This window comes from Rhizobium sp. WSM1328 (genome assembly GCF_057653715.1).
The window spans coordinates 160,759-180,956 of record NZ_JBYGKO010000003.1; the positions used below are offsets into that span (position 1 = coordinate 160,759).

The window sequence follows — 20,198 nt, forward strand, 5'->3', positions numbered from 1 at the left end:
CTGACAGCTAGCGCCGAACAATGACCTTCGTTCCCGGCTGCACGATCTCGTAAAGCTCTTCGACATCTTGACGGTACATTCGAAAGCACCCGCTGGACGCGTTGGTGCCGATAGACGAGGGGTCGTTGGTGCCGTGGATGCGCAACAGGCCATCGGCGAGATAGATCGCGCGGGTTCCAAGCGGATTGGCGGGACCGGGCTTCACGACCGCTGGAAGCCGAGGGTTCTTCTGCCGCATGCCGGCCGTGGGTCGCCATTCGGGATGGGCTCGCTTCGACACGACCCGCGTAGATCCATACCATTGCTTGCCCTCGCGGCCGACCGCGATGGGGTAAGCGAACTGCTCGCCCCAAGGGGTGGTGTAAATGAGCGCATGCTTGCTCGTCACGATTTCGATGGTTCCTTTCGCACGCCCCGTCGGCGATTGCCTGCGATCATGCAGGGGCTCTTGATAGGGAGGCGCTGGATCGTAATCGAGTGGTGGCGGATAGGGGCTGTATGGATCATCGTAACCGTATCCGTCAAACTCGTCATATCCATCATACGGCCCATTGATCTGGGCTTGAGTCTGAAAGACCGTCAGCAAAAAGGCCACAGCCACGAGAGCCAGCAATCTCATCTTGTCGCCATCCGCTTGTTGAACAAGCTTGATTGGGCTGAATTCTGTGGCGGCACTATGACTGGTCGCGGCAAGATCTTGAAAAGCTATCGCGCCGCACCAGGTGATGGCTGGCCTCCGTCCCTGGGAATTCCAAGGTCGCGTGCACGCCGGCACCGTCATCGGTTGGGTTCACAAACCCGCTGCCTTCATCATCGAAAAGCGGCTCGGTCGCGGTAAACTTGTTGCGACGATCTTCCGCCTCCATCAGGAAGCACCGGATGTCGACCCGCTTGCCACCGCACTTTACGATGGCCTCCTCGCTCTTACCACAAGACCGTGAGCTCAGCGACAGCCAACGGAGGTCGCGAGAACTTTGCTTCGTGCTCAAGCGCTAGCGGGAGGGGCTCAGATCGCCGGTCGGGTATATTGCCCGAAGCGGGCGAAATTTACGGAAAGACCTCGTAGCGAGCCTCCCAGGCTGCACTGTCTTCCAGGAGAATCATCCCGTAGGAGATAGGTCTGTTATGCGATCGTCGGCTGCGATATTCTCGACCGATGAAACTCAGTCAGACTATAAGGTTCGCTACCGCCGAGGACGGCACCCGTATTGCCATGGCGTCTTGCGGGCAGGGTCAGGTGATCCTGCGGGCGGCGCACTGGCTGAGCCATGTCGATTATGATCTCGAAAGCCCGGTGTGGCGACCGTGGCTCCAGGCACTGTCCGCCCACAACCGGTTTGTGCGCTACGATCCGCGCGGCTGCGGCCTGTCGGACCGGCATGTCTTTGACCTCTCGGTCGAAGCGTGGCACGCCGACCTTGCTGCCGTGGCGGCGTCGATCGAGGAGCCGCGCTTCGTTCTCCTCGGTCTTTCGCAGGGCGGCGCGCTCGCTATCGCATATGCCCTCAAATATCCCGAGCGAGTATCGCATCTGGTGCTTTTGAACGCCTATGGTCAGGGTGCCCGCGCCAGAGCTCAGACCGAGGCGGAGCGGCTGGAAGCCGAGACCCTTGTCAATTTCGTTCGCGTCGGCTGGGGACGCGATAATCCGGCGTTTTGCCGGTTCTTCACCAATCTCTTTATCCCCGACGGCACGCCTGAACAGCATCGCTGGTGGGGCGATCTCGAGCGGCAAACGGCAACGGCCGACGTCGCCGCACAACTGCTTTGGCAGATGCAGGGGATCGACGTGCTGGACCTTGCGGCGATGCTGCGCGTCCCGACGTTGATCGCACACAGCCGCGGTGATATGCGCGTGCCGTTTGACCAGGGTTGCAAGCTCGCCGCCGCGATTCCGGGCGCGAGCTTCGTACCGCTTGAGAGCAAGAACCATGTGCTCTTGCCGGACGAGCCCGCGTGGAATGTGTTTCAAACGGAACTTGCTGCCTTTCTCGGGCAGGATCGGTCGGTGCGGCCGCGTGCGGTCAGTGAGGCCGGTCTGACACCCGCCGAGGGCGCCCTTCTCGACCTCGTTGCGGAGGGGCTAGACAACCGCGCGATCGCAGAACGGCTTGGCAAGAGTGCAAAGACCGTGCGAAACCAGCTGTCGGTGATATTTAGCAAACTCGGCGTGCATAGCCGCTCGCAAGCGATTGTCGTCGCGCTCTCCCGATAGCCCGCTTCTGCAGGTGGATAGACACCTCCTCCGATGCCGATGGGACATGTGTCCCTCCAAGGAGCGGGATTTCTTCGCAGACGCGGGACAACCGCCTCATGCCCGCCGAGACGGCAAGCTTCATCCTCGGCGTCACGGATGGCAGGACGCCATCCGAGCACCGGGAGGAATTCACGTGACGGAAATAAACGAAACAACGCTCAATGAACTCGTGGGCCGCGTCCTTGGCGACCTTGGCGGAGCGGTCAGCGTACCTCTGGTCCGGATCGGGGATGCTCTTGGGCTGTACAGGACGCTGAAGGAGACCGGGCCGGTGAAGGCCGACGAACTTGCCGATGCCTCGGGATGCGCACCTCGTTATGTGCGCGAGTGGCTGGCGGCACAGGCTGCCTCCGGTTATGTGCACCATGAGCGAGGATTGTTCTCGCTGACGCCCGAACAGGCCTTCGTGTTTGCCGAGCCGGACAGCCCGGTCAATCTGATCGGCGCGTTCGATACCGCTGCTGCGATGGTCGAAAACCAGCCGAAGGTGCAGTCCGCTTTCAAAACCGGCCGAGGCGTTGCCTGGGGCGATCAGGCTGGCTGCATGTTCTGCGCCGTCGCGCGGCTGTTTCGCCCAGGTTATGTCAATGCCCTTGTGCAGGACTGGCTGCCGGCGCTTGACGGTGTCCTCGACAGGTTGAAAGCCGGTGCGAAGGTGGCGGACGTTGGATGTGGGCACGGGCTATCGACGATCCTGATGGCGCAGGCGTTTCCCAATTCCCGGTTCGTGGGCTACGACTTCCATCCGGGCTCGATTGCCGCTGCAACCGCGCACGCCCAGGCACACGGGTTGACGAACCTGCACTTCGAAGTCGGCAGGGCGCAGGATTTCGACGGGCGAGATTTCGATTTGATCACCTGCTTCGACTGCTTGCACGACATGGGCGACCCGAAAGCCGCTGCGGCTCATATCCGAAAGGCGTTAAAGGAGGGCGGTGCGTGGATGGTGGTCGAACCAATGGCCGGAGATACGCTGGAGGAGAATATCAATCCGGTTGGACGGCTCTATTACTCCGCCTCGACGATGATCTGCGTTCCGACCTCGCTTGCGCAGGAGACAGGGCTGGCACTCGGTGCGCAAGCGGGAGAGCGGCGATTGGCCGAGGTGATCCGCTCAGGCGGTTTCACTCATATCCGGCGTGCAGCCCAGACGCCCCTCAACATGATCCTCGAGGCCACCTGACAGGTCGCGCCTTCTATTGGAAATGTCGCGCCACATTCCAGGCCTCGTCAGGAAAGTCAACGAGTGAGGTGGCTGGCTTGCAGGAGCACGCCAGCCACCTCAACTTCAGCGACGGCGGTAAACCGTGCATCTGATTGCCGGTCTGTTCGAAGTATTCGCTGAGCCCGTTCGATGCCCTGAACGATGCCGACGCGACGGTCCTGCTCGAAAAACACTCGATCGCTCCGGATGAGACGTTCTGTCAATGCGCCCAGCCTCCTGAAACTGCGAGACGCCATTTTATCGGCCAAGGACGCACGACTTCGGGACGTCTTGCAGGAGATCATGGGCACACAAAACGCGTGAAGAGCGGATTCGAACCGCACTATAAGTTCGACCAGCGCTGTGGACTTGCCGTGCGTCATTCCATTGCCTTCAACCGAATTCCGGGACCACCGACCCCAGAGTAATCGCCATCGAGGAATATAACCCCTGCTTCTTCTAAAACTGTCCGAATGGCTGCGATTGTCCTCGGCTTCAGATCCTCGCCGCGCTCAAATCTCACGATCGTATTTGTTGAGACAGCGGCTGCATCGGCGAGTTGTTTCACGCCCATCTCCAGCGCGGTTCGCGCCATCTTACACTGAATAGGCAACAAAATCGCTTCCCCATATCGAATTCGCCTTGACATGGCGATTTTTGCGTCGTATCCACACTTTGCGGGGGCTACCTCCCGCGCGAGCTGATTCTATCAACGGCGACTATAGCCTAGCTCAGTGCTGAAGCGCGAGGGCGGCGTGAGACGTCGTCGGGACAGGGCATTCATGGAACTACGCCAGCTCTCCTACTTCGTCGCGGTGGCCGAGGAACTGCACTTCGGCCGGGCGGCCGCCAAGGTGCGCATCGCCCAGCCGGCGCTCTCCAACCATGTGCAGGCGCTTGAACGGGAGCTCGGCTGCGCGCTGTTCATCCGCTCGACCAGACGGGTGGAACTGACGCGGGCAGGGGAGATCTTCCACGAGCGCTGCGTCGGGATCCTCAGCGAGGTCGATCTGTCCGCCGAGATCACCAGGGCGGTGGCCGGCAAGACGATAAGGCAGATCAGGATCGGCACCGTCTATCCGGCGACCACCGGCGTGCTGCCGGCGTTCCTTGGAAAGATCGCCCGCAAGTACCCGGATATCCGCATTCATATATCAAGCGGCAATACCGGCGACATCATCCGCGGCCTGGAAAACGGCCAGATCAATCTCGGCTTCATCAGACCGGTGGAAAACATCGGCTCGTTGCGCTTCTCCTCGATCGCCCATGAGCGGTATCTGTTGGCGGTGGCCAGGAGCAACCCACTGGCGGAGAGGGCGGAGATTGGTATCGACGATCTACGTTCGGAAAGGATCATCGCCTTCAACCGCAAGAACCTCTCCTATACCGAGCGGTACTTCAACGAGAAGTTCGAGGAATACGATCTGACCCGCAACATCGCTTACAGCTGCGACGACACCTATTCGCTGGTGTCGCTGGTCTCTGCCGGCCTTGGCATCGGCTTTGCGCCGGAATGGACCGAGGGCCTGCCGAACCGGGCCTTCGAGCTGAAGGCGGTGAGAGGCATCGACTTCAGGATCGGGCTTGGCGTTGCCTGGAGCAAGGACGACCCAACCGCCTCGCGCGACGACATCGTCGATATCGCGAGGTCACTGGCTCGGCCGGCCAGGTGAGGCGAGGGAGCCCACGGGTCCGCCCAAAGCGGAACGGCTTGCCGGGGGCAGTCGGTCCCGGGTTCCGCTCGTTCCCGAGCGGCGCTCCGCTAACCCTCCTGCGGCTGCCCTTTTAACCGGTCAAGCCGTGCGCGAACTGGCGCCGGCGCGGACGCGCCTTCGCCTGGTATGCTCATTGTTTGGAGGAGCGTCCTTGCCGAGGCAGGCACGATCTCAAGAACAAGAAGTGCTGACAGTCGCAAGTTCGGCATTTGATTCACGACGTACACGCGATAGCACATCGAGCGGTCCGTCTTCTGCTCCCACATTGTTCTCGCCGCCCTGATCTGTGATCGCCTTTCCATGGACAAGCGAAGGGATCTCGCGGTGGAAGACCTTGAGACAGCTATCGCGACCGTTCATGCAGAGCCGAGGCCGATAGCCCTTCAGGCAAGCAGCACCCCAAAACACGCGCCGCCAATTGCGGCCCGTCCATCTTCCTCGTATCGAGGAGATCATCGAGCCGGAAAGCCCCCATCTGCTCTGCGGCGGAGGCTTGCATGGCTTGGCGAGGACGTGTCCGAACGGTTGGGCGTCGTTCCAGCGCAGTGCACGCGTCCTCGTCACCGCCGTCCCAAATACGCCTGCCGGGCCTGTACCGACAGCGTTGTTCAGGCTCCAACGCCTGACTATTGCGAGGTTTCCAGATGGCGATCGCCGCGCAGAAGATTCAGCCAGGCCCGGGCCGCTTTCTCCCCGCCTGTGCCCCCGAAATGGCAATCGTCGTAGCGGTCGTCTCCATCGAGTAACGCATCAGAATTTACCCCCTCTCGGATACCATGGCTGCTTTTTGACAGGGCCAGTTGCGCCCGTACGATCGCATTGTCTGGAATATGCTCCTTGAAGCCGCCGTTGCTCGGTTCGAGGCATTTCGATGCAATCGAAATGTAAACGGGTGCTTCGACGCCGTGCTGACGCAACGTGTCAACCATCGACATGAAACGTTCCTGGTAGGCCTTCGCAGTGGTGCCCATAACGAGGTCCGCCTCTCCTTGCACCCAGAGGACGTTCGTTATCCGGTAACCGGAACCCTGAAGCTGTTTCACTGTATCGACTAGCACGGGATTGAAGTCACCACCTGCCGCCCATCGTGCGACCTCAGATCCGGAATATGCGAGAGGTGCGAGGATGACGTTGTCATTTTGACCCGATGCTATCAAATTGTTCCCAAGAAGCGTCCAATACTCTCCCCTCGTATTGGTCGATCCAAGAAGTGGCGACGCCGCGATGAAGCAGCGTTTGTCAAAGGCGTTTACAACGCGAGCGCCATAATTCGAGCGGTGCCGTTGTCCACCGTAGTTGGCCGCGTTCGATTGGCCAAGAATGAGTAAGACAGCAGTTCGGTCAGTCTGAGGCGGGCAGGCCACAAGCGTTTTTGATTCATCCCCGATCAGTCGTTCGTTGTCGTCGAACGTATAACGGCTTGGAGCCGCCGCCTTCTCTCCGCCAACCATTTTCTTCAGCGCGGAAAGTTGTGGCCAAGGAAAGATCTCATGTCTCGCGCTCATGCCGCCCAGAACATACATGGCGATCAAGGCGGCCAAGCCGACTGCCATTGTTTTGAGCATGTCGTTGCCTTTTGAATGTCAACCGATGATTTGGAGCCTCCGGCGGGCCGAGCTATCCTAGCGTGGACATTGGCCCGAATGAAGGCATGTCTGTATCCCCGCAATATGTTCCTCGCAATCACTACCGGCCACCTGATAATCGGGGCATCGACATCGTCGCCGAGTGATCGAGCCAGCCTGTGCTTTTCCTGACCGCTCACCACAAGCATCAGCGGAGGGAAGTCTTCGCTTTATCCCGACTCTTTGCATTGTTCGTTTCCAACACGGTTCGGCGACTTGGCAATTCATCAGGGAGGTTCTGACTGGAGTCGGCAACATTGCTAGAACCTCCCTGACGTCCTTTCAACAAGCATCAGGACAATCTAGGCCCGATTGTGCCGAGGGAAAGCCGGACCTAAGTCGGACTAGCGACCCTAGGTCTCACTGTTCATCTCGTTGGCATGGATCATGATGTTGCACTCCCGTTGCCGATATCGCCGATAGTCGGCTCATTTGCCTGCGGCTTCAGCAGATCGTCGAACAGATCCCGGTCGCCATCGCGGGTGAGGAACTTTGGCAGTTCGGATCTGAGCCAGGCTGCCAGTCCTCCGCCGATCTGCACATCGCGGTCATTCTCCAGCCGATGCAGCACCAGTGCGCCGATCAACACCTTGCGGCGCGTGTCGATGGCGCGCTCCTGCTTGCCGAGACGGATCTGCAATGTCTTTCGCTGCGCTTCCAGCTGGGCCAACCGTTCGCCGATGGTTTTGCGCGCCATGATGATTTCTCCCTTGTTCCTGTTCAGCCATTGGCCGCGGCGATGAACGGATGATCACAGCCGCCGGCGTGCCTGGATCGAAGTTGTCTCGAAGAGCGGCGCTTCGAAACCCGCAAATCTGCGCGTGGAAGCGACCGGCTGAACGGCTTACGAGGTCATCGGGAGATTGCCGCGTGCTCCCACCAGTGCCCGAAGGAGCCAAGCGACGAAGGCACAAGGGCGCACTTACGAGTTGCCGGGCAACTCAAAGCGCGGGCCGGCGGCCCGCTAACCAAGGGGACAAGCGATGGCGATCTATCATCTCAGCATGAAGCCGATCGCCCGCAGCGGTGGCCGCAGCGCTGTCGCGTCCGCCGCCTATCGTGCGGCTGAGCGGCTGACCAACGAGCGTGATGGGCTAACCCATGATTTTAGCAACAGGAAAGGTGTCGAGCATGCCGAGATCGTCTTGCCGACTGGGTCTTCCGCCTATTGGGCGATGAAGCGATCGGCCTTGTGGAATGCCGCCGAGCGTGCCGAGAAGCGCAGTGACGCCCGGATTGCCCGGGAATTCGAAATCGCCCTGCCACACGAATTGAGTTCCGATCAACGCCTGGCGCTGACGCGGGCCTTTGCCGAAGATCTCGCCAACCGCTATGGCGCTGCCGTCGACTTCGCGATCCATCGGCCAGGTGAGGCAAGCGATATCAGAAACAGCCACGCGCATCTGATGATGACGACGCGTGAGGTGAGGGAAACCGGTCTTGGCGACAAGACGCTGCTCGAGCGGGAGAATAGATGGCTTCTCGCCAATCACCTGCCGCCATCGCAACTGCAGCTGAAGGATCTCAGACAGGCCTGGGAGCATCTTGCCAACACGCACCTTGAGAGGGCCGGCCTCGATATCCGCATCGATCATCGTTCGCATCTGGAGGCCGGGACCACGATCGAGCCGACCGAACATGTCGGTGTGCATGCCACTCAGATCGATCGCCAGGGTGGGGCAGTCTCGCGCGCGCGCATCTCACCGCAATCGGCCGATCGCAATGCCGAGACCATCCGGAGGCGCCCCGAAGAGATATTGAAGCTGATTACCAACGAGAAGAGCGTCTTCAGCCGCTATGACATTGCGAGGGCTCTGCATCGATATATCAACGACGATGCGCAGACCTTCCAGAATGCTTTTGCCGCGGTCATGGCGTCGAAGGCACTTGTCGAGCTCAGACCCGACAGTTCAAGCCTTCGCGGCCGTGACGGAGAGGCACGCTATTCGACGGTCGAGATGGTGGCGATCGAGGGTGCGATGGCAACATCCACTGTTGCGATGAAGGCGCGCCAAAACCACGGTGTCTTCAAGCGGCATGTCGATGCTGCGATCGCCGAACAGGACAGATCGATCCAGGCGGGAAATCCTTCACCGGGGCAGGGGCTGTCGGCGGAACAGCGCCAGGCGATCGAGCATGTCACCGGCGCCTCTCAGATCGCCGTGGTGATCGGCTTTGCCGGTGCCGGCAAGAGCACGATGCTGGCGGCTGCCCGCCACGCCTGGGAGGCGCAAGGTTATCGCGTTCATGGCGCGGCATTGGCCGGCAAGGCCGCGGAAGGCCTGGAGCAATCGTCCGGCATATCGAGCCGCACCTTGGCGTCGTGGGAATACAGCTGGCAGGCTGATCGTGGTCGGCTCAATGCTCGTGACGTCTTCGTCATCGACGAGGGCGGCATGGTCGGAAGCCGGCAGCTCGCCCGCTTCGTCGACGAGGTCAAACGGGCCGGCGCCAAGCTCGTCCTGGTCGGAGATCATGAACAGCTTCAGGCGATCGGAGCGGGCGCGCCGTTTCGGGCAATCGCCGAAGCCGTCGGCCATGCGCAACTGTCGGAAGTCCGACGTCAAAGAACCGATTGGCAAAAGCAGGCTTCGATTGACTTCGCATCTCACCGAACCGCAGCCGGACTGTCGGCCTACGAGGCACGGGGAAGCGTTCATCTGAAGACGGATCGCGCTGAAACGCTGAAGGCGATCATTGCCGATTACGTCGCTGACCGATCGGCACATCCCAACGACACGCGCATTGCCATGGCCCATCGACGCGACGACGTCCGTGCCATCAATGCCGGCATTCGCGCTCGGTTGCAGGATCGCGGTGAGCTGGCAAAATCCGGCAACCCGCCTGGTGATAAAGGTGAGGAACTGAGCTACCAGACCAACAATGGGAAGCGATCCTTTGCGCGTGGCGACCGCATCGTCTTCCTGGAGAACGATCGTGATCTCGGCGTCAAGAATGGCATGTTGGGCGAGGTGATCGCCGTCCAACCGGACGCAATACAGGTTCGGCTTGACGGCAAGGCGCAGACGCAAGATGGGCAACGCCAGGTGACCGTACCGGTGAACAGTTACCAGGCCTTTGATCACGGCTACGCGACGACGATCCACAAGACGCAAGGTGCCACCGTCGACCGGAGTTTTGTCCTGGCGTCGACGACGATGGACCGGCATCTGACCTATGTGGCGATGACCCGTCATCGTGAAGAGGTGCAGCTTTATGCGGGGCTCGATGCGTTCAAGACGGAGCGATCCCTGACAGAGACACTGAGCCGGTCAGGCGTGAAGGAGACGACGCTTGACTATACCCATGACTTCGCCAATCGGCGCGGCATGGAGGATCGCCGGGGGCAGGGCGAGAGCGAGGTCGCACCTGCGGTAATCACCAAGGAGGCGGAGCGCATCGCGGACACGACGGTTCCCAAGCCAATGCAAGAACCACGGCCGCCGACACCGCTCGCGGCCCGCAGCATCGCCGATGGCGGCTCGTCGCACCAGGATCCCACTGGCGATGAACGTCGCGATGAACGCGAGGATGAACGCCGCGTGCTCGTTGCGGCGGTTAAGACCTATGCGATGAGCGTCGAAGAGGTCGGACGATCAAAGGCGATGCCGGCATTCGAACGTGATTGGGCCGCGGCAAAGCAGCTCGCGCCGCAGGTGTTCAACGACGCGCCAGCGGCAATGGACGTGTTGCGCGGCCGCATCCTGGATGAGAATGCAGATCCGGTCGCGCTTGCCAGTCAACTCAGCACTTCGCCCGAGACGATCGGCGCGCTCGCCGGCAAAACCGGCCTGTTCGGAGACAACGCTGAACGCAAACACGCGCTTTTGCGGATCGATGCGCTGGCTTCACATGTTCGCCAATCCGCCAACACCTGGCAGCGTCGCCTTGCGGCTGAATGCGGCTCCGAACGCTGGAAACGAGAAAAGCAGGACGTCGTCGAGGTTCTGGGGCCGAGCCGCCGGAGTGAGGCGCTGCTGCGCAATCTCGATGATCTCCCTTATAGCGACAAGGCAAAGTTCGTCGAACGACTGGCGGCGACACCGGAGGGCCGTCAGGCGCTTGCCGAGGCAAAGGACATCGCTACTGCGATCGAAACGCGCTTCGGTCGCGCCGATCCCTCAGATCTCGCGGATCAGCTGAAGCGAGTGGGACCGGATCGGGATGGTGACGTCGAGCGCATCCGCCAGGTTGCTCGCCTTGCCGATCGCAGTCATCGTGCGGAGCTCACCCAGCAGATGGAGTTGAAGCGGTCGCTGAAGCGGGGCAAGTCCTTGGGGCTTGGGATGTAGATGTTTGGGTCGGACCAGGGATTTCGAGGAGGCTCAGGCTGGCGATAGACCGCTTCCGGTGTCTCGGAAAAGTCGCGCCAGACCTTGCCGCGGCGGCGAGCTCCTTGAGGGCTCGACCAAAGGCCTCGATTGTCAGCCACCCGTCGCAGCCGCTCGCGCGTCGCGCCTTGAACCTCTCTGCCCAGGGAATGTTGCCGCCGGGTAAGCGGCGGTCGTTCTCCAAAATGTAGACATGCACGATGCGGTCACTGTTTCGCGTGAACGCGCCGATTGGATCTGTCTCTTCGATTTTGCTGTGGAACGTGTCGTACATGGCGCGGATATGCGGATGTCCGACCGCGTCGATATGGGCCGCAAGATCGTCCATCGTGTTGAACAGAGCATTCGAGGCGATTCAGCGCCTCAAGCCCGATCATTACGCTGTGCTTTGCTGCATGATCGCCGATCGCGTGTTGTGAGGAAACCGAGCGCTTGAGTTCCGCCGCGCTCGGCCGGCTTCCCGAATTTTGCCGAGCGTCGAATGCCGCGGGCCGCTCAGCATCGTCGTGCCGAGCGCGTCGCTGCAGTCGATGGCCCATTTCACGTAGTCGATGCCGCGTCTGCGGTGCGCTCGCTCAGCGCATAGCCGAAGGCTTTGCTCTTGGCGGCCTATGTGGTAGGAGCGGGCCATGACATCATTGATCGATTTCAATTGCCAAGGCTGCGGAGCCTGCTGCTCCTATTCGCCGACCTGGCCCAGATTTTCCACGGAAACCGACGCTGCTCTCGATTTGCTGCCAGCGCATTTCGTAGCTGCGAACCAGCAAGGAATGCGTTGCGACGGTGCGCGCTGCTCCGCATTGGTCGGTCGCGTCGGTTCAGAGACATCCTGTCAAGTGTACGATCTTCGGCCTGATGTCTGCCGCGCCTGCGTCCCAGGGGATGACGCTTGCTTGACCGCGCGCGCGTTCTTCGGGCTCGGTAAGCCAGGTTTGCCGCCCAGTGACATCGATGCGGAACCGCCAATCAACTGAGGCGGGGTTCCGTCCGGCTCCTCTTCGCCTGTCGACTTTACTCCAGCGATTGTCGTCCGAAAGGTCAGCCGAAGGTAAGGCCCGGTGGAGTCATCCGATGTGGACTATCTGCCTAGTAGCGCGACAAGCGATATCGGCATTTCGACCGCGAAAAAATCCAACGCCGCACCGATAATCATCAACCACACGACCATCAAGAAAATGAGCGCTGCAATCCTGATTTCTACAGGCTGCATTATTTGCGCCGTCCCAGCATGTACGTCCCCCCGAGACAAAACCCCTGTTATCCCTCGTGCAAATTCCCTATGGCGAGGGATGATGCGCAACGGTCGAGAGCGTGGGCGCGTGCGGCGCCGAACTCTTCGCTTTCTCGAAACTGATGTCGCTTTGACCGATCAAGTCGCTGGACACAGCTCTGTCGCTGCGTTCGAGATGATGGCCATCAAGGAAGGAGCGGTAGGCATCTGCGATGCCCTCTTTCAGACCTATCTTAGGAGACCAGCCGAGACTGCGGAGCTTGTCGACGCTCAGGAGTTTACGTGGCGTGCCATCTGGCTTGGTGAGGTCGCGGGTGATCTTGCCTTCGAAACCAACGATCTTGGAGACGAGGTATGCCAATTCGAGAATGGTAATGTCTTCGCCACAACCTACGTTCACATGACTTTCGGCGGAATAGGTTTTCATGAGATGGAGGCAGGCGTCGGCGCAATCGTCAACATGCAGGAATTCGCGCCGCGGCGTGCCCGTACCCCAGACGCATATCTCTTGCTGCTCGCTGACCTTGGCCTCATGTGTCTTGCGTATGAGCGCCGGCATGACATGGCTTGACCCGAGGTCAAAATTGTCGCCTGGACCGTAAAGATTGGTCGGCATGGCCGAGATGAAATCTCTACCGTGCTGTTTGCGATAGGCTTGGCAGAGCTTTAATCCGGCAATTTTGGCGATCGCATACCATTCATTGGTGGGTTCAAGCGATCCGGTCAGAAGTGAGTCCTCAACGATCGGCTGGTCGGCGAATTTCGGATAGATGCAGGACGAGCCCAGAAACATCAGTTTTTCGACGTCAGTTCTATGGGCTGCGTGGATGACATTCGCTTGGAGAATCAAGTTGTCGTAAAGGAAGTCGGCCGGATAGGTAGCGTTCGCGAGAATACCGCCGACCCTCGCAGCAGCTAGGAAGACAGCATCGGGACGATGCTTACTCATCCAGGCCTCCACCTGGTCCTGCCGTCTGAGGTCGACCTCGGCGCGGGTGGACGTCAAAATTTCGCAGCCCTCGGAAGCGAGACGCCGCACGATCGCAGAGCCCACCATGCCGCGGTGGCCCGCGACATAGACCCTCTTTCTGGTAAGGCTGTAGATCACCTCAGGCATGGGCAAAACCTTTGGTTACACCGACCGACGGAACATTTCGTGCCATGACTTTCAGATCCGCGCGAACCATCTCCGCAATCAGTTGATCAAGACTGGTCTCATGTTTCCAACCAAGCTTCGTGTGCGCTTTCGTCGGATCGCCGATCAGAAGATCAACTTCAGTCGGGCGGAAATAAGCGGGATCGATCTCCACCACACACTGACCGGATGTCTTGTCGTATCCCTTTTCCTCAACTCCGTTCCCACGCCAATCAATCGGCATGCCCACCTGGGCAAAGGCCTTGTCAACGAAGGAACGAACCGAGTGCGTTTCGCCGGTCGCAAGGACATAGTCCTCCGGTTCATCCTGTTGCAGCATCAGCCACATGCCACGGACATATTCTCGTGCATGTCCCCAGTCGCGCTTGGCGTCCAAGTTGCCGAGATAAAGCCTTTCCTGCAGTCCAAGATGGATCGCCGCAGCCGCCCGGGTGATTTTGCGCGTCACGAATGTTTCGCCGCGGATCGGGCTTTCATGATTGAACAAAATGCCGTTCGAGGCGTGCATGCCATATGCCTCGCGATAATTGACCACAATCCAATAGGCGTAGAGCTTGGCCGCAGCGTAGGGTGATCGAGGGTAGAAAGGTGTCGTTTCGCTCTGCGGGACTTCCTGGACTTTGCCGTAGAGCTCTGAGGTCGATGCTTGATAGAAGCGGGTCTTCTTTGTCAGCCCCAGGAGGCGAATGGCTTCAAGTAGCCGAAGGGTGCCGGTTCCATCGGCGTTAGCCGTATATTCCGGGGTCTCGAAAGAGACTTGAACGTGGCTCTGTGCGGCGAGATTATAGATCTCGTCCGGCTGCGTTTCCTGAACCACGCGGATGAGGTTCGTTGAATCGGTCATGTCCCCGTAATGCAGAATAAAGCGAGGATTTTCGACATGGGGATCCTCGTATAGATGCTCGATGCGACTGGTGTTGAAGGACGATGAGCGTCGCTTGAGGCCGTGAACAATATAGCCCTTCTCCAGGAGCAGTTCGGCCAAATACGCACCGTCCTGACCTGTTATGCCTGTAACCAGTGCAACCTTATTTTCGTTTTTCATGCGGTCTCCGTAATTTATTTCGGCGGAATCAGGCGGACACGCGCTGTTCGAACTCACGTGAACTCGTGGTACTTCCGCAGTGAGCTCGCAAACAGTTCTGAATCGCGGAAGTTGTACATGGCGTGTTTGTTCGTATTGACGTTATTTATGGCAACGGCAATCTCTGCGTTGCGCGCGGTCTTCAGCTGATGTAGGCAAAACTCTACCGCCCGACGGCTCGTCTTTCCCCATTTTACGACCACCAGCGTTCTTTCTGCTAACGCTGTCAGATGCATCGTATCAGCCGAGGCGAGCACAGGCGCGCTGTCGAAGATGACGATTTGGCCCAGTGAGGCGGCCATCGCCACGATGTCAGCTGCATCAGTCAAGCGGACGCGCCGATGGAGACTGGCATTGCCAGCCGGGATGAAGTCGATGCCGCTTGGATGGTGATGGATGATGTCACGCAATCCCGCCTGCCCACACAGGAATTCGTTCAACCCCTGCTTTAGCTCTGATTTGAAAAACGAGTCGAGATTTCCGAGTCTGAGGTCGCCATCGACAAGCAGCACCGGAATTCCGTTGGCGGCGAGATCGATTGCCAGGGATCTGGCGACAAGCGACTTGCCCTCTCCGCTGTGAGCCGACGTCACGACAATCGTGTTTGGCAGTTTCCCGCCGTTAGATTGTTTGAGCGAAGTCATCACGGAGCGAATTGCTTCGTCAAACATCCCGTCTTGGATGCTCCCGAAGAGCATCGACGGATCTCTCCGGTCTTTCCGTTTGAGGTGCGGGATGAATCCGGCGGGTACGATGCGCGACATTCCGGCCATCTGGTCGAAACTGCGGACTGAGTTGTCCAGCATCTCGACCACGAAAGCGGCCGTCACCGCGATCGATACCGAAGCCAAAAGGGCGCCGATCAAATAGAAAAGCCGCCCGCGTCCCGTTGGCGCCAGCGGCACCGCGGCCGGTGACAAGACTTCCAGTTCCGCGCCTGGCAACATGGCTTGCGCAGCCAGGCCACGGCGCTGCTCGTCGAGCTTGTCCAGTGCCGTCTGCTCTTTGTCAGCCATGCGCTCGAGTCGGGCCAACTCGGTTTGCGCCAGTGTGGAGCGAGCGCGTTTCTCATGAGCGGCCGCCAATGCCGACCGGACTGCGTCGTCCTCATGATCGAGCGCCGCAAGCTTGGCGCGTATCGATTGGAGATATCGATCGGTCGCAAGGCTGAGATCGGTGCGGGATTTAAGGATCTTGGCCCGCGTGTCGAGCACGGATTCTGCCGTGTTGCCATATGTCTCGAGAAGGCGCTCGAGATCTTGCTCCTGCGCACGAAGCTCGCGTTGCATTGCGCCAATGCTGTCGGGAATGACCATATTCTGCAGGGCGAGCGAGGGGTCGTCGGCCGCTTCGAGTGCAGATATCGTTGCTCTCGCTTCAACGCGGCTTTGTTCGATTTTTGTCCGCCGCTCGCCCAACTCCATGATCGACTTGATCTGTTCAACCTGATCGTCATCACTTGAGGCGACGTCCATAATTTTCTGGTACCCGTCGGCGGCATCGCGTGCTGCCTTGGCGCGCCCCATCTGTTCGTCGATGCGCAGCAGAATCCATTCTTCTGCTGCGTCCACTCGACCACGCAGACTGTCCTTGCGTTCTTCGAGGTAGATGCTGATGAGCCGGTTCGGGACCGAGGCGGCCAGTTCGGGGTCGCTCGCATCGAAGCCGATCTGAATGACGTCACCCTGGCCATCGCGCCAAACGCGGAGGGCCTTGTAGTACTTCGGGATTATGGGCTCGATGCTGTCCCGTACCGGCAGGGACGGTTTTTCACTGTCGACCCAACCGCGAAGCATTGATCGGATCTTGTCGATAGGCGAGATTTCTTGCAGCGCCGGATTGAATTCCGGCCATTCATTGAGGCGCAGGTCGCGGATTACCCGCTCTGCGATGCTTCTGGAAAGAAGCCGTTCGGTCTCAGATGTGGCGTCCAGCGGATCGTTGCGGCCGGACTCGTCGGTGCCGAGCTTCGTCGCCAGAGGCGTGTGGATGATCAGCCGGGACTCGGCATGATAAGTCGGCTTCAATCCCGAAATCACGGTTGCGGCAACCGCCATAAGTACCGTGATGATGGCCATTATCATGACCATCCGTCGCCGAATAAGGCGCAGGCCTGACGTCAGATCAATTTCGTCCGAACGGGTCTCTACCTGAAGCCGGGGATCGTAGCGCATCGATGAGAGCGAGGTGTTGCGGTCTGGCGGCACAGTCGAAATAGTCATCGTTCACCCGCCGTTGTTTGAGGTTGCGCGGAGATAGCGTCGTAGAGTTTGTCCAGCGATCGCATATAAGCCTTCATACTGAAATTATTGAGATAATGAGCGCGGGCCTTGGCCGACAGATAGTTGCGGACTTCCGGGTCGGTGACGAGCTTAGCCAGCGCCGCAGCCAGGGCATCCTTGTCTCCGACAGGTACGAAGACGCCAGTTTCACCGTCGGAGATGACTTCGCCATGCGCGCCGACGCGCGTGGTGACGACGGCGAGCCCATGGGCAAGCCCTTCGACCACAGCCATTGCCAAGCCCTCGGCATGCGAAGGTAAGACCAGGATATCTGCCCGTGTACACAACGCCCGCGCCTCGTCGGCGCCAAGCCAGCCCGGCATTTTCACCAGATCTGAAAGTCCCATGGCGGCAGCCTGACGCCGGTAGTCTTCCACAGGTCCGTCGCCTGCCAGCACGGCTCGCCACTGGAGCTCTTTCATGATCGGATGACTTAAGGCAAGCAGAAGCTCCTGAACGCCTTTGCGTTCGCTCAGCCGGCCGAGAAATATGATCAACGGCATCTCGCCGACATGAACATTGCGCGGTCCGGGGTCGGGCACACAATTGCCAATGACGACTACGCGGCGCTCATCCACGCCGAGAAGCGTCGTAAGCGTCATGCGGTCGCGCTGGCCCAGTGCCACGACCTGGTCAGCATGTTGGAACATCCGGCGTACAAGCATTTGTTGACGTGGCGAGCGTGCGGCAAAATCGCGCGCGTAGTCGTAGTCGTGCAGGTGCAATATGTGAGAGCATCCGAGGAGACGGGCAGCCTCGGTCAGGATCAGTTTTCTTGCGGTGCTGCCGCGACCCGCGACATGAATATGGTGAATGCGTGCCGGAGCAATTATCCGGTCCTTCGCCATCATCAAGACGGCGCCGAGCACGCGCAAAGGCGACGCAACGGAGGACCACCGAGACCCTCTAGTGTCGGTGACGAGGTGTGTTTCGCCGGCCTCCTTTGCCGTGTTCGATATATAGCCGACGAGCCTGCCAATTCCGCCACCGTTTTCGCAACCACCCGGGACGTAGTGGCGGACGGTTGCTGCTGCGTTCCGCGTCGCTACCCGATTTCCATCCGTGAGCGTGTTCATCAGCATGCCCCGACCACCTTACGATAAACGGCCGCAGCCTGTGCTCCGACCTGTTGCGGCGAATTCGGACCTGTAGCCCAAGCGAGTGCGTTGATCCCGAAGCTGCTTCTGAGCTCGCTGTTTTCCGCCAGTGTCCGTATGGCTGTCGCGAGCTGTTCCGCATCCCCGGGTGGAACCACCATTCCCAGTCCGTTTGGCAGAACGGTGGCTCGCAATTCGCCGACATCCGTCACGATAACCGGTTTGCCAAATGCGGCGGCAAGATTGAGGACGCCGCTTTGAGAGGCTTCCGTGTAGGGAAGGACAACGATGTCCGCATTCAGAAAGAGCTGGGCGACCTCCATATCCTCGATAAAGCGATTGCGAATATCATAGCGACTAGCGTCCCCCATAAGGGGCTGGAAGATCCGCGGATCGTCGCCGCGGCCTGCCACCGTGATGCGTAGATTGGGGAGCAGGTCCTTGAGCATTGCCTCGGCACGGATCAGATGCTCCAATCCCTTGTAAGCAAAAATCCGTCCGAAAAGCAGAACGCGCAAAGTTCCATCTGCGCCGCGCCGCGCCATCTTGTGCCGCCGGGCGAGTTCCGCGTAGCGATGAATGGCGGGATGCGACAAGACATGGACACAATCAGGCGACTTTGAATATCGCTCGAGGACCATCTGTTTCAGCCCTTCGCCATGGACGACGACATGGCCCGATTGCCGCACCATCAATTGGGGAGCCCAGGCGGGCAGCGTGCGGGTGTCGGAATCGCCGGGATGCACTTCCACGTCATGGACGGTGGTCACGATCGGGATCGGTCGCCAGAACGGCGCGGCAAAATTCAACCAGAGCGTCGAGTTGCTCAGCAGGTGAATGACGTTCGGCCGCTCCTGCCGGATAAGACGTGTGAGTTGGTGCAGGAACCAGGGATTGGAGAGCGAGCGGTGCCTTGGCCAGTCCATGAGGTGCAGATCGACAGCCGGATCGATCCATGAAGCAAGGTGTGCGTAGCGCCGGCGCGGAACCGCGAGGACGACATGCGCATGTCGCGCAACGCCGCTAGCGAAGGAGATGGTGTAGTCTTCCAGTTCGGAAACCAGCAGCAGCGCCTTCATCCCGCAGACTCCGACACGCCGACATCCTGACCAAGTCGAGGCAAGTCGTAGGCTGTGCGCAATGCATCACGCGTCCGCCTCAGCAAGTTTGGTTCTCCGGCGAAAAAGAGCCCTTCCACCGCGAGGCTGAACCGGGTGCGTGTATCGGCGCCCTGCAGCCTGGCTGAGGCTACCCGGTACGGATAGTGATCAGTCAGACGCAGCCTTCCCGCCAGATCATGCGCGGAAAGAAACCGGTTCGTCGCTTCAACCGTCGCCTGCCAATGGGCCATCCGCTTCCGCAGCATGGCGGCGTCATCGACTGGCCGATACCAATTATTGTTGTGAATCCGATAGAACCCGAGTGGATCCGACAAGGCGACAACGCCCCCGAGAAATGGATAGATGCCTGTGAGCCAGGCATCGGCAGACATACGGAACTGCTCGGGAATATCCCCTGCAGCATCCCACGCGCTGCGTCTTACAGCGATGGCTGATGTCATCGGGAAGGGCCACCAACCAGCCGATTTGGCGAGCAGTGGCGACAAATTTCCTGAACACAGGGTCCGAGGTATTGGCTTGAAGGCTGGTGAGCCATCGGTCTGCGTTGGCTGAAGCCGGTGATAAACAAGAGATGCCTGAGGATTGGAGTGGAAAGCAACGGCGGTTGCCGACAGCTTGCCTGGCGCCCACCAGTCATCGGCATCGAGAAAACAGAGGATGTCGCCACTGCTCAACTTCACAGCAGCATTTATGGCTGCGGCCTGTCCCTGGTTCTCCTGGAAAAGCACCGCCACCCGCTTGTCATAGCCGTCGAGAACAGAGCGCGACTGGTCGCTCGAGCCGTCGTCGACGACGATTATCTCGACATTGGACGCCTCTTGTCCCAAGGCGCTGTCAATCGCCCGTTCGACGAAGCGACCGTAGTTGTAGTTGTTGATAAGGACGCTGAATGTCGGTCTCTCCATGACGCCTCCTCAAGCTCGTCGCTGCGCGACGCTTCGGTGCACCAGAGTTGCCAACGCTCGCGCGTCTGGTAGCGCGAATTGGCGGAAAGAGATGAGATGCAGACAGGTATTGTTCTGCTCGGTGAGGATTTCGCCTTGAGCTAGATTTACCGCCGACAACGCCTTGACGCGTGGCACTCCCGTTACAAAA

General features: G+C 59.7%; 17 protein-coding genes and 2 pseudogenes. 7 read left to right on the forward strand and 12 right to left on the reverse strand.

Annotated elements, in window-relative coordinates:
• Positions 1-7: 7 nt before the first annotated feature.
• Entirely contained in the window at positions 8-619 is a 612-nt protein-coding gene (locus tag AC2444_RS28435) for a L,D-transpeptidase (protein ID WP_128449598.1), read from the reverse strand.
• Positions 620-725: 106 nt separating this feature from the next.
• Here AC2444_RS28435 and AC2444_RS28440 point away from each other — a divergent pair, with 106 nt between their 5' ends.
• The 3 genes from AC2444_RS28440 (at position 726) to AC2444_RS28450 (ending at position 3,440) form a co-directional block, all read left to right on the forward strand.
• The gene (locus tag AC2444_RS28440; protein ID WP_245461259.1) at positions 726-941 is read left to right on the forward strand and encodes a hypothetical protein; all 216 of its coding nucleotides are present in this window, start codon (positions 726-728) and stop codon (positions 939-941) included.
• A gap of 215 nt (positions 942-1,156) precedes the next feature.
• Positions 1,157-2,215, forward strand: a complete 1,059-nt coding sequence (locus tag AC2444_RS28445; protein ID WP_128449597.1) for an alpha/beta fold hydrolase — start codon at positions 1,157-1,159, stop codon at positions 2,213-2,215.
• Between the two features lie 175 nt (positions 2,216-2,390).
• Positions 2,391-3,440, forward strand: coding sequence for a class I SAM-dependent methyltransferase (locus AC2444_RS28450; protein WP_017997123.1), 1,050 nt, complete (start codon positions 2,391-2,393; stop codon positions 3,438-3,440).
• 56 nt (positions 3,441-3,496) lie between these two features.
• On the opposite strand, the gene AC2444_RS28455 is transcribed toward AC2444_RS28450, so the two are convergent.
• Positions 3,497-3,685: a hypothetical protein gene (locus tag AC2444_RS28455; protein ID WP_128407259.1), complete on the reverse strand. Its 189-nt coding sequence runs from the start codon at positions 3,683-3,685 to the stop codon at positions 3,497-3,499.
• A 155-nt stretch (positions 3,686-3,840) separates the two neighbouring features.
• Positions 3,841-4,056 (reverse strand): transcriptional regulator, encoded by a 216-nt coding sequence (locus tag AC2444_RS28460; protein WP_171815749.1) that lies wholly within the window; start codon positions 4,054-4,056, stop codon positions 3,841-3,843.
• A 187-nt stretch (positions 4,057-4,243) separates the two neighbouring features.
• On the opposite strand from AC2444_RS28460, the gene AC2444_RS28465 reads away from it, so the two are divergent.
• Positions 4,244-5,134: a LysR family transcriptional regulator gene (locus AC2444_RS28465; RefSeq protein WP_128449596.1), complete on the forward strand. Its 891-nt coding sequence runs from the start codon at positions 4,244-4,246 to the stop codon at positions 5,132-5,134.
• Between the two features lie 357 nt (positions 5,135-5,491).
• Positions 5,492-5,800 (forward strand): annotated as a pseudogene (locus tag AC2444_RS28470) (IS66 family transposase zinc-finger binding domain-containing protein); the annotation flags it as partial.
• A 2-nt stretch (positions 5,801-5,802) separates the two neighbouring features.
• On the opposite strand, the gene AC2444_RS28475 reads toward AC2444_RS28470, so the two are convergent.
• Both AC2444_RS28475 and AC2444_RS28480 read right to left on the reverse strand, forming a co-directional pair.
• Positions 5,803-6,741 (reverse strand): sialate O-acetylesterase, encoded by a 939-nt coding sequence (locus AC2444_RS28475; protein WP_012760137.1) that lies wholly within the window; start codon positions 6,739-6,741, stop codon positions 5,803-5,805.
• 445 nt (positions 6,742-7,186) lie between these two features.
• Positions 7,187-7,498 carry a hypothetical protein gene (locus AC2444_RS28480; RefSeq protein ID WP_017997128.1) on the reverse strand — a complete coding sequence of 104 codons (312 nt, stop codon included), beginning with the start codon at positions 7,496-7,498 and terminating at the stop codon, positions 7,187-7,189.
• 286 nt (positions 7,499-7,784) lie between these two features.
• Between AC2444_RS28480 and traA the strand changes: the two genes are divergently transcribed.
• Positions 7,785-11,093 carry a Ti-type conjugative transfer relaxase TraA gene (traA, locus tag AC2444_RS28485; RefSeq protein WP_128449595.1) on the forward strand — a complete coding sequence of 1,103 codons (3,309 nt, stop codon included), beginning with the start codon at positions 7,785-7,787 and terminating at the stop codon, positions 11,091-11,093.
• Here the strand turns inward: traA and AC2444_RS28490 are convergent.
• Positions 11,015-11,706, reverse strand: a pseudogene (locus AC2444_RS28490) (sugar phosphate isomerase/epimerase family protein); the annotation flags it as partial. The gene traA and the pseudogene AC2444_RS28490 overlap by 79 nt on opposite strands.
• Before the next feature lie 55 nt (positions 11,707-11,761).
• Here AC2444_RS28490 and AC2444_RS28495 point away from each other — a divergent pair.
• The gene (locus AC2444_RS28495; protein ID WP_017997131.1) at positions 11,762-12,106 is read left to right on the forward strand and encodes a YkgJ family cysteine cluster protein; all 345 of its coding nucleotides are present in this window, start codon (positions 11,762-11,764) and stop codon (positions 12,104-12,106) included.
• 303 nt (positions 12,107-12,409) lie between these two features.
• On the opposite strand, the gene fcl is transcribed toward AC2444_RS28495, so the two are convergent.
• From fcl to AC2444_RS28525, 6 genes are read right to left on the reverse strand one after another with little or no spacing between them, the layout of a single operon-like run.
• A complete protein-coding gene (fcl, locus tag AC2444_RS28500; protein WP_012760134.1) occupies positions 12,410-13,480 on the reverse strand; it encodes a GDP-L-fucose synthase in 1,071 nt (356 codons plus the stop codon).
• Entirely contained in the window at positions 13,473-14,564 is a 1,092-nt protein-coding gene (gmd, locus tag AC2444_RS28505) for a GDP-mannose 4,6-dehydratase (protein ID WP_012760133.1), read from the reverse strand. The genes fcl and gmd overlap by 8 nt, the downstream gene beginning before the upstream one ends.
• A 53-nt stretch (positions 14,565-14,617) precedes the next feature.
• A complete protein-coding gene (locus AC2444_RS28510; protein WP_012760132.1) occupies positions 14,618-16,825 on the reverse strand; it encodes a GumC family protein in 2,208 nt (735 codons plus the stop codon).
• Positions 16,822-17,967: a glycosyltransferase family 4 protein gene (locus AC2444_RS28515; protein ID WP_012760131.1), complete on the reverse strand. Its 1,146-nt coding sequence runs from the start codon at positions 17,965-17,967 to the stop codon at positions 16,822-16,824. The genes AC2444_RS28510 and AC2444_RS28515 overlap by 4 nt, the downstream gene beginning before the upstream one ends.
• Positions 17,961-19,061 carry a glycosyltransferase family 4 protein gene (locus tag AC2444_RS28520; protein ID WP_017997134.1) on the reverse strand — a complete coding sequence of 367 codons (1,101 nt, stop codon included), beginning with the start codon at positions 19,059-19,061 and terminating at the stop codon, positions 17,961-17,963. Before AC2444_RS28520 ends, AC2444_RS28515 begins: the two co-directional genes overlap by 7 nt.
• Positions 19,058-20,008, reverse strand: a complete 951-nt coding sequence (locus AC2444_RS28525; protein ID WP_012760129.1) for a glycosyltransferase family 2 protein — start codon at positions 20,006-20,008, stop codon at positions 19,058-19,060. The genes AC2444_RS28520 and AC2444_RS28525 overlap by 4 nt, the downstream gene beginning before the upstream one ends.
• Between the last annotated feature and the right edge of the window lie 190 nt (positions 20,009-20,198).